General features: G+C 61.6%; 7 protein-coding genes and 1 pseudogene. All 8 read right to left on the reverse strand.

Going from position 1 to position 9,225, the window contains the following annotated elements; all coding sequences use genetic code 11:
* Positions 1 to 910, reverse strand: a pseudogene (locus tag HX846_RS12100) (class II poly(R)-hydroxyalkanoic acid synthase); the annotation flags it as partial.
* A 101-nt stretch (positions 911 to 1,011) separates the two neighbouring features.
* Positions 1,012 to 1,857 (reverse strand): poly(3-hydroxyalkanoate) depolymerase, encoded by an 846-nt coding sequence (gene phaZ, locus HX846_RS12105; protein WP_003209316.1) that lies wholly within the window; start codon positions 1,855 to 1,857, stop codon positions 1,012 to 1,014.
* Positions 1,858 to 2,009: 152 nt separating this feature from the next.
* Positions 2,010 to 3,689 carry a class II poly(R)-hydroxyalkanoic acid synthase gene (gene phaC / locus HX846_RS12110; RefSeq protein WP_003209318.1) on the reverse strand — a complete coding sequence of 560 codons (1,680 nt, stop codon included), beginning with the start codon at positions 3,687 to 3,689 and terminating at the stop codon, positions 2,010 to 2,012.
* A 249-nt stretch (positions 3,690 to 3,938) separates the two neighbouring features.
* Positions 3,939 to 4,316, reverse strand: a complete 378-nt coding sequence (locus HX846_RS12115) for a gamma-butyrobetaine hydroxylase-like domain-containing protein (protein WP_003209319.1) — start codon at positions 4,314 to 4,316, stop codon at positions 3,939 to 3,941.
* Positions 4,317 to 4,478: 162 nt separating this feature from the next.
* The gene (gene hslU / locus HX846_RS12120; protein WP_003209321.1) at positions 4,479 to 5,816 is read right to left on the reverse strand and encodes an ATP-dependent protease ATPase subunit HslU; all 1,338 of its coding nucleotides are present in this window, start codon (positions 5,814 to 5,816) and stop codon (positions 4,479 to 4,481) included.
* Between the two features lie 38 nt (positions 5,817 to 5,854).
* Positions 5,855 to 6,385, reverse strand: coding sequence for an ATP-dependent protease subunit HslV (hslV, locus tag HX846_RS12125; protein ID WP_003209323.1), 531 nt, complete (start codon positions 6,383 to 6,385; stop codon positions 5,855 to 5,857).
* A gap of 256 nt (positions 6,386 to 6,641) precedes the next feature.
* A complete protein-coding gene (locus HX846_RS12130; RefSeq protein WP_003209324.1) occupies positions 6,642 to 7,346 on the reverse strand; it encodes an SPOR domain-containing protein in 705 nt (234 codons plus the stop codon).
* A 1-nt stretch (position 7,347) separates the two neighbouring features.
* Positions 7,348 to 9,084 carry an arginine--tRNA ligase gene (gene argS, locus HX846_RS12135; RefSeq protein WP_003209327.1) on the reverse strand — a complete coding sequence of 579 codons (1,737 nt, stop codon included), beginning with the start codon at positions 9,082 to 9,084 and terminating at the stop codon, positions 7,348 to 7,350.
* Positions 9,085 to 9,225 lie beyond the last annotated feature (141 nt).

Genomic DNA, 9,225 nt, shown 5'->3' on the forward strand with positions numbered 1-9,225 from the left:
CGGCGATGGTCAGGCCACCGGCGCAGGCGCCCATCAGGTTGACCTCGCGGGCGCCGGTGATTGCGCGGGTTACGTTCAGCGCTTCTTCCAAAGCCGCGACGTAGGTGGACAAGCCCCATTCGCGGTGGCGTACATCCGGGTTGCGCCAGCTGACCATAAACACTTGCAGGCCATTTTTCAGGGCGAACTGGACGAAGCTGTTGTTCGGGCTCAGGTCGAAAATGTAGTACTTGTTGATTTGCGGCGGCACCACCAGCAGCGGCTTGGCGTACTGTTTTTCGCTCATGGGCTTGTACTGGATCAGCTCCAGCAGTTCATTGCGAAACACCACCGAACCGGGTGTGGTGGCCACCGTCTTGCCGACTTCAAAGGCCTGCTTGGTGACCTGGCGCGGCAAGCCGTTGTTGTGCAGCAGGTCGTCGAACAGGTTGCTGACGCCACGCACCACGCTGTTGCCGCCGGAGTTGAGCAGCTCCTTGATCGCCAGCGGGTTGAGCAGGGTGTTGGATGGCGACACGGCATCGTTGAGCAGGGCAAAGGCAAAGTGCGCCCGCGCCCGGTCGTCGGCGCTGAGGTTGCTGTCGTCGATCCAGTGGCGGGTCTGTTTTTGCCAGCTCAGGTAGGCTTGCAGGCTGCGCCGATAAAACGGGTTGAGCTGCCAGGTCGGGTCGGCGAAGCGGCTGTCCTTCGGGTTCGGCTCGTGCACCGTTTCCCCGAGCAGCACGCGGCCCAATTGCCCGCCCAACTTCAGGGCGTGACGGGCGGTGTGCACCGGGTTGCGCAAGCCGTGTGCGGCGACGCTGCGCAGGGTCGAGAGCAAGTCCCGGCCGCGCAGGCCGGTGATCGCACTTTCAATATTGATGAACGCGGCGGGTGTGGGCACCGGGTTCGATACGGGTCTTTCTCGCATGCGCCAACACTCCTTCGTCAAGCCATCAACAAGCACGCCAATTCAGAACCATAGTCGGTTCTGGCCAAGTTGCGCGGCGCGGTCGTCCTGACCGCTGCCGTCTAAAGTGCGGGTTGCGGGTGAATCACCGCCCTCAGGCGTTCCTCCTGGAGAAACTTCATGATGATCGGCGCCACGGCCTCGGCCCGGGTAATCAGGAACAGATGGCCGTCGTCGATGATGTGCAATTGGGCGTTGGGAATACGCCAGGCCAGCATGCGCATGTTGATCAGCGGGATCAGCGGGTCGTCGTCGCCAGCCAGCACCAGGGTCGGCTGCTTGATCTTGTGCAGCCAGTGGATGCTGGTCCAGCCAAGCCCGGCGAACAGTTGCCAGTAGTAACCCAGCTTGCCCGCCGAACGCACTTTGCTCGCGTGTTCGGCGGCCAGTTTCGAATCCCGACGGAAGGAGCCGCCGTAGATCATCGGTGCAATGCGCACCACGTGGGACGGTTGGATATAACGCCGGGGGCTGGCCATCAGCCACAAGACTTTCGGCTTGCCCGGCACCATGAAGGCACCGGCGGCGGTGGCGGCCAGAATCAGCTTCTTGCAGCGTTCCGGATAGTCATAGGCGAACTGCTGCGCCAGCGCGCCGCCCCAGGAAACGCCCACCGCGTTGACCTGGCCATAGTCCAGGTAGTCGAGCATGCGCGCGGTGAGTTTGGCCAGGCCGGGAAAGCGATAAGGCCGGCTGGGGGTCGACGAGCCGCCGACGCCTGGCACATCAAAGGCAATCACTTCCAGGTCCGGGTCCAGGGCCTGGACGAACGGAAACACCAGCTCAAGGTTGGCGCCGATGCCGTTGAAAATCAGCAGCGGCGTCAAGTGAGGCTTGCCCGGGCGTACCGCCGTGCGGATGGCTTGGCCATCCAGGTCGATGGTACGGAAGATGAACGGTTGCGGCATGGGCTTACCCTGCAAAATGGCGCTATTTCCCTGCGGGAACACGGTCAATGTGGGAGCTGGCTTGCCTGCGATGCAGACGCTACGGTGTATCAGGCACACCGAGTTGATGCCATCGCAGGCAAGCCAGCTCCCACATTTGATCCCATTCCCGCCTACCTTTCGTGAACGTATGTGCCCGGCGCCGCTTCCGCCGCTGCATAAGTCTTGTTGCCCAGGTTCGCAGGCGCCTTCTTCAACTTGCCCGACCGCTCCGCCTGCCACGCCTGCCAATGCAACCACCACGAATCGGTGTGCTTGGTGGCGTTCTCCTGCCAGTCCAGGGCCTTGCCCGGCATCGTATCGCTGGTCTGGTAACGCGATTTTGGATTGCCCGGCGGGTTCAGAATGCTCTGGATATGCCCGCTGCTGGACAGCACAAACTCCACCTTGCCGCCAAACAGCTGCGCCGACTTGTAGCAGGACTGCCACGGTGTGATGTGGTCGTTGGTGCCGGCCAAAGAATAAATATCGGCAGTGACCTGCTTCAGGTCGATCGGCGTGCCGCACACTTCCAGGGCATTGGCCCGCACCAAGGGATTGTTCTTGAACAGTTCGATCAGGTCGCCATGGAACGCGGCCGGCAAGCGGGTGGTGTCGTTGTTCCAGAACAGGATGTCGAACACCGGTGGCTCGTTGCCCAGCAGGTAGTTGTTGACCCAGTAGTTCCAGATCAGGTCATTGGGGCGCATCCAGGCAAACACCTTGGCCATGTCGCGGCCTTCCAGCACACCGGCCTGGTAGGAATGGCGCTTGGCTGCTTCCAGGGTCTGTTCGTCGACGAACAACGCCACCTGGGTGTCCAGGGTCGTGTCCAGCACGCTCACCAGCAGGGTCAGGGCGTTGACCTTCTTCTCGCCCAGCGCCGCGTAGTGGCCCAGCAGGGCGGTGCAGGTGATGCCGCCGGAGCAGGCGCCGAGCATGTTGATGTCTTTGCTGCCGGTGATCGCGCTCACCACATCGACCGCTTCTTTCAGCGCCTCGATGTAGGTCGACAGGCCCCACTCGCGCTGGGCCTTGGTGGGGTTGCGCCAACTGACGATAAACGTCTGCTGGTTATTGCGCAGGCAGAAGCGCGCCAGGCTCTTGTCCGGGCTCAGGTCGAATACATAGAACTTGTTGATCTGCGGCGGCACCACCAGCAGCGGGCGTTCGTGCACCTGCTCGGTGATCGGCCGGTACTGGATCAGCTCCAGCACATCGTTGCGAAACACCACGGCGCCTTCGGTGGTGCCCAGGCTCTTGCCCACTTCAAAGGCGCCCATGTTGACCTGGCTCGGCATGCCGCCGTTGTGCACCATGTCCTTGGCCAGGTGGGACAGGCCATCCAGCAGGCTCTTGCCGCCGGTTTCAAAGAAGCGTTTGACCGCCGCCGGGTTGGCCGCGCTGTTGGTGGGCGCCATGGCCTCGGTCATCAGGTTGATGACGAAGTGGCCGCGGCTGATGTCGTGTTCCGACAGGTTGCTGTCACCGATCCAGTCGTGCAGCTCCTTGCGCCACGCCAGGTAGGTTTGCAGGTAACGTTTGTAGAGCGGGTTCTGGGTCCACGCCGGGTCGTTGAAACGACGGTCGTCGGCCTCGGGTGTCAGCTGTGATTTGCCGAACACCACGTTCTTCAATTCGACGCCGAAATGGGCGACATGCTTGACGCTGTGCAACGGTTGTTTGATGGCCTGGGTCAGCACCATCCGAGCGGATGCCAGTAAATCCTTTTTCCGTAACGCGATGATCGGGTTCAGCCCCAGGGTGTTTTCCGAGGCCTGGCGTTTCAAGTCATCGTTGTTCTTGTTACTCATCTACGACGCTCCATTGTCCGACAGACGAGTACCGGGTACCGCTGTGTACCACTACTTGCCACACAGCACAGCCTGGTACTACTGCTCGGGTGACCGTTAATACCGCATCGTCAAATGCAGGGAACTTGCCAGTTCCATTGGTTACCCGAGTTTAATTTTTTTCGCAAGCGGGCCAATCGTTGGCCACGACAGAGGGGCATTCAAGCAGATGGAATTAGAAAATGCCCACTAATGAGCAAGAGGCCTGGGCTAGAGCATCAGCCGCACGACCGACTGGCTCGGGTCGCGGGTTTTTCCGGCGGCTTTCAGCTCGGCAAGATAGTCAGCCCACAGCGCGTCCTGACGCACGGCAAGTTGATAGAGGTAGTCCCAGGTGAACAATCCGCTGTCATGGCCATCGTCGAAGGTCAATTTCAGTGCGTATTGGCCGGCGGGTTCGATCTTGGTCAAGCCGACATTGAGCTTGCCGAATTGCAGGATCGGTTTGCCGTGGCCCTGGACCTCGGCGGAGGGGGAGTGCACGCGAAGGAATTCGGCGGGCAGTTGATACACCTCGTCGGGACCGTAGGTGAGGCCCAGGGTCCTGGAGGCTTTGTGCAGGTTGATGGCGGTAGGCAGTTTGGTCATTTGGGGAACCGCTCAGAGATGATCCTGAAGGAACCGGCTTTAAACTGTGGGAGCGGGCTTGCTCGCGAATGCGGTGGGTCAGTTCATGCAATTGTGACTGACCCACCGCATTCGCGAGCAAGCCCGCTCCCACATTAAAGCAGAGCGGTTCCTGCGTGAGGCTTACAGGATATAACGAGACAGATCTTCGTTCTGCGCCAATTCGCCCAGGTGGCTGTTGACGTAGTCGGCGTCGATCTTGATTGCCACGCCATTCTGCGCGCCCGCCATGTCGCCGGCACTGAAGGACACTTCCTCCAGCAGGCGCTCAAGCAGGGTGTGCAAGCGACGGGCACCGATGTTCTCGGTCTTCTCGTTGACCTGCCAGGCAATCTCCGCCAGACGCTTGATACCGTCCGGCAGGAACTCAATCCCCAGGCCTTCGGTTTTCAGCAGCTCGCGGTATTGCTCGGTCAGCGACGCATGCGGCTCGCTGAGGATGCGTTCGAAATCGCCCGGCGTCAGCGCTTTCAGCTCAACGCGAATCGGCAGGCGGCCTTGCAGCTCCGGCACCAGGTCGCTTGGCTTGCTCAGGTGGAACGCACCGGACGCGATAAACAGGATGTGGTCGGTCTTGACCATGCCCAGCTTGGTGTTGACGGTGCAGCCTTCGATCAGCGGCAGCAGGTCGCGCTGCACGCCTTCGCGGGACACATCGACCCCGCCGGAATTACCGCGCTTGGCCACCTTGTCGATCTCGTCGATAAACACGATGCCGTGCTGCTCGACCGCTTCCAGGGCCTTGGCCTTGAGTTCTTCCTCATTGACCAGGCGCCCGGCCTCTTCGTCGCGCACCAGTTTCAGCGCTTCCTTCACCTTGAGCTTGCGGCTTTTCTTCTTGCCCTTGCCCATGTTGGCGAACAGGTTCTGCAACTGGCTGGTCATTTCTTCCATGCCAGGCGGTGCGGAGATGTCGACGCCGGACACTTCGGCGACTTCAATCTCGATTTCCTTGTCGTCCAGCTGGCCTTCACGCAGGCGCTTGCGGAACAGCTGGCGGGTGTTGGAATCCGAGCTTGGCGCGGCGTCTTCGTTGAAGCCCATGCGTGCCGGTGGCAGCAAGGCGTCGAGGATGCGTTCTTCAGCGGCGTCTTCGGCGCGATGGCTGACCTTGGTCATTTCCTGTTCGCGCAGCAGCTTCAGGGCAGCGTCGGCCAGGTCACGAATGATCGACTCGACGTCACGGCCCACATAGCCCACTTCGGTGAACTTGGTGGCTTCGACCTTGATGAACGGCGCATTGGCCAGCTTGGCCAGGCGCCGGGCGATCTCGGTTTTACCGACACCGGTCGGGCCGATCATCAGGATGTTCTTCGGGGTTACTTCAACGCGCAATTCTTCGGGCAGTTGCATCCGGCGCCAGCGGTTACGCAGGGCGATGGCAACGGCGCGCTTGGCATCGTCCTGGCCGATGATATGGCGATTGAGTTCATGGACGATTTCGCGGGGAGTCATGGACATAGTAATTGGCGGTCCTCAAGCGGGAATAAGCCTGCGGCTTATTCGGCGAGGTCCTGCTCCTCAATGGTCAGGTTGTGGTTGGTGAAGACACAGATGTCGCCAGCGATACCCAGGGCAGTCTCGACGATTTCCCGGGCCGACAGGTCGGTTTTCTTCAGCAGGGCGCTGGCCGCCGCTTGTGCGTAGCCGCCGCCGGAGCCCATGGCGATCAGGCCTTCTTCGGGTTCAACCACGTCGCCGTTGCCGGTGATGATCAGGGAGGCGTCTTTGTTGGCGACGGCCAGCATGGCTTCCAGGCGGCTGAGGGAGCGGTCGGTGCGCCATTCTTTGGCGAGTTCGACGGCGGCACGGACCAGATGGCCCTGGTGCTTCTCAAGTTGGCCTTCAAAGCGCTCGAACAGGGTAAAGGCGTCAGCGGTGGCGCCGGCGAAACCGGCGAGGACCTGGCCGTGGTACAGGCGACGGACTTTTTTCGCGTTGCCTTTCATCACGGTATTGCCAAGTGAAACCTGGCCGTCGCCGCCCATGACGACTTTGCCGTGGCGGCGAACTGAAACGATGGTGGTCAAGGGGAGAGTCTCCACGCTGCGGGGCGAAAATGCCCTGATGGAACTCATATGGGGGTGGCGGGGGGGATTTCAACTGTAGGACGGGAGGGCGGACGAGTGGTGTTTATGTGTCGGACTCGGTCCTGAGGCCGCTGAAAATCAAATGTGGGAGCGGGCTTGCTCGCGAATGCGGTGTGTCAGTCACTGGAAATATTGACTGATCTACCGCATTCGCGAGCAAGCCCGCTCCCACATTAACCCGATGCTGTTTCCGGAATCAGCGGCTCTGGCGTTGTTGTAACAACAGGTTGCTAAACCCGGCGCCGGCCAGTTGCTTCTGCGCCACGGTCAGCTGTTCACGGTTGCTGAACGGCCCTACCAGCACGCGATACCAGGTCGCATCCTTAACCGTCCCGGACTCCACCGTCACCGCCTGCCCCAACAGAATAATCTGCGCGCGCACACGGTCCGCATCCGCCTGTTTCGGGAACGAGCCCGCCTGCAGGAAGAACTTGGTCACGGGCGCGGCCTTGGTGGTGGCGACCGGCGGCGGTGGCGGCGGGGTAATCCCGGCCAGCGCAGCCTGGGCTCGGGCCGTGTCGATCTTCGCTGCTTCCGCCGGGGTAACCGGCGTAGTCGGCACCGGCTGCGGCGTCGGCAGGGTTTTCTCCGGCACGGCGTCCGGCGGCACGATCACTTCCGATTCCGGCAGCAGCGTGTAGAAGTCGTACTTCGGCTTCACCGGCGCAGTCGGGCTAGGCGGTGTCTTGTTCGCCTCGGCCATTTTTGTGGCCTTCTGCTGTTCTTGCTTGACCCGTTTGACGTCATCGCCCTTGCCCGGGTCGAGCTTCATCAGGAACACCACAAACGCGCCGACCGTCAGGCCGATGGCCATCCACAACCAGCCCGGAATAGGCTTCTTCGCCGGTGCCTGGTAGCGGCTGGCGCCGCGCTTGGGTGCAGGTTTTTTCTTGGCAGCCAACTTACATACGCTCCAGAGTTTCCAGGCCCAACAATTCCAGGCCTTGCTTGAGGGTCCGTCCTGCCAGTGCGGCGAGGCGCAGGCGGCTCTGCTTTTGGGCTTCGTCGTCTGCGGTCAGGATCGGGCAGTTCTCGTAGAAGCTGGAGAACAAACCGGCGACTTCGTACAAATAGGTGCAGAGGATGTGCGGTGTGCCTTTTTCGCCGACGCTGTTCAGCACTTCGCCGAATTGCGCCAGTTTGGCGGCCAGTTCCTGCTCGTGTGGCGCCTCAAGGTTGATCTGGCCTTCGACTTCGCTGAAGTCCTTGCCCAGCTTGCGGAACACACCGGCCACCCGCGTGTAGGCATACAGCAGGTACGGCGCGGTGTTGCCTTCGAAGTTGAGCATCAATTCGAAGTTGAAGCTGTAGTCGCTGGTGCGGTGCTTGGACAGGTCGGCGTATTTCACCGCGCCAATCCCCACGACGCGGGCGATGTTGCGCAGGTCGGCTTCGGCCAACTCCGGGTTCTTTTCCTTCACCAGGTTGTAGGCGCGGTCCTGGGCTTCGTTCAGCAGGTCGATCAGCTTCACGGTGCCGCCGTCACGGGTCTTGAACGGGCGGCCATCGGCGCCGTTCATGGTGCCGAAGCCCATGTGTTCCATCTGCATCGGGTGGGTCACGAAACCGGCGCGGCGTGCCACTTCGAACACTTGCTGGAAGTGCAGGGCCTGGCGCTGGTCAACGAAATACAGGGCACGGTCGGCTTTCAGCACGCCGCTGCGGTAGCGCACGGCGGCCAGGTCGGTGGTGGCGTAGAGGTAGCCGCCATCGGCCTTGACGATGATCACCGGCAGCGGGTCGCCATCGGCGGTCTTGAATTCTTCGAGGAACACGCACTGCGCGCCGTTGCTTTCAACCAGCAGGCCCTTGGCCTTGAGGTCGTTGACCACGTTGATCAGGTCGTCGTTGTAGGCGCTTTCGCCCATCACGTCGGCCATGGTCAATTTGACATTGAGCAGCTCGTAGATTTCCTGGCAGTGGGACAGCGAGATCTCGCGGAAGCGGCCCCACAGTTCCAGGCATTCGGCATCGCCGGCTTGCAGCTTGACCACCAGGCCACGGGCACGGTCGGCGAATTCTTCGGATTCGTCGAAACGCTTCTTGGCGGCGCGGTAGAAGTTCTCCAGGTCCGACAGCTCGTTGCTGGTGATCGGGTTTTCCTGCAGATAGGCCATCAGCATGCCGAACTGGGTACCCCAGTCGCCCACGTGGTTCTGGCGGATCACGTCGTCGCCGAGGAATTCCAGGACCCGCGCCACGCCGTCACCGATGATGGTGGAGCGCAGGTGGCCCACGTGCATTTCCTTGGCCAGGTTCGGTGCCGACAGGTCGATGGCCACGCGCTGTGCCGGGCCGGCCTTGCGCACGCCGATTTTCGCGTCGGCCAGGGCCGCGTCCAGGCGCGAAGCCAGGGCCTGGGTGTTCTGAAAGAAGTTGATGAAGCCTGGGCCGGCGATTTCAGCCTTGGTCACCTGCGGGTCGGCCGGCAGCGCGGCGATGATTTTTTCCGCCAGGTCGCGCGGCTTCAGGCCGGCCGGCTTGGCCAGCATCATCGCGATGTTGCTGGCGAAATCACCGTGGGTCTTGTCGCGGGTATTTTCCACCTGGATCGCCGGCGTCAGGCCTTCAGGCAACACACCTTCGTTGACGAGTTGGGTGAGGGCTTGTTGGATCAGCTGGCGAATGGTGTCTTTCATGGTGTTCTCTTTCGACCGCAAGCGGTGGCGCGCGATGCGCAGGTGGAAAAACTGGGCATTATCCGTGGCGAGGGCGGGCTTGCCAACCTTCGCGGGACCTTGACGGACGATTAACCTGTGGCGAGGGAGCTTGCTGTGGCG

The organism is Pseudomonas sp. K5002 (assembly GCF_013386655.1).
Classification (GTDB): Bacteria; Pseudomonadota; Gammaproteobacteria; order Pseudomonadales; family Pseudomonadaceae; genus Aquipseudomonas.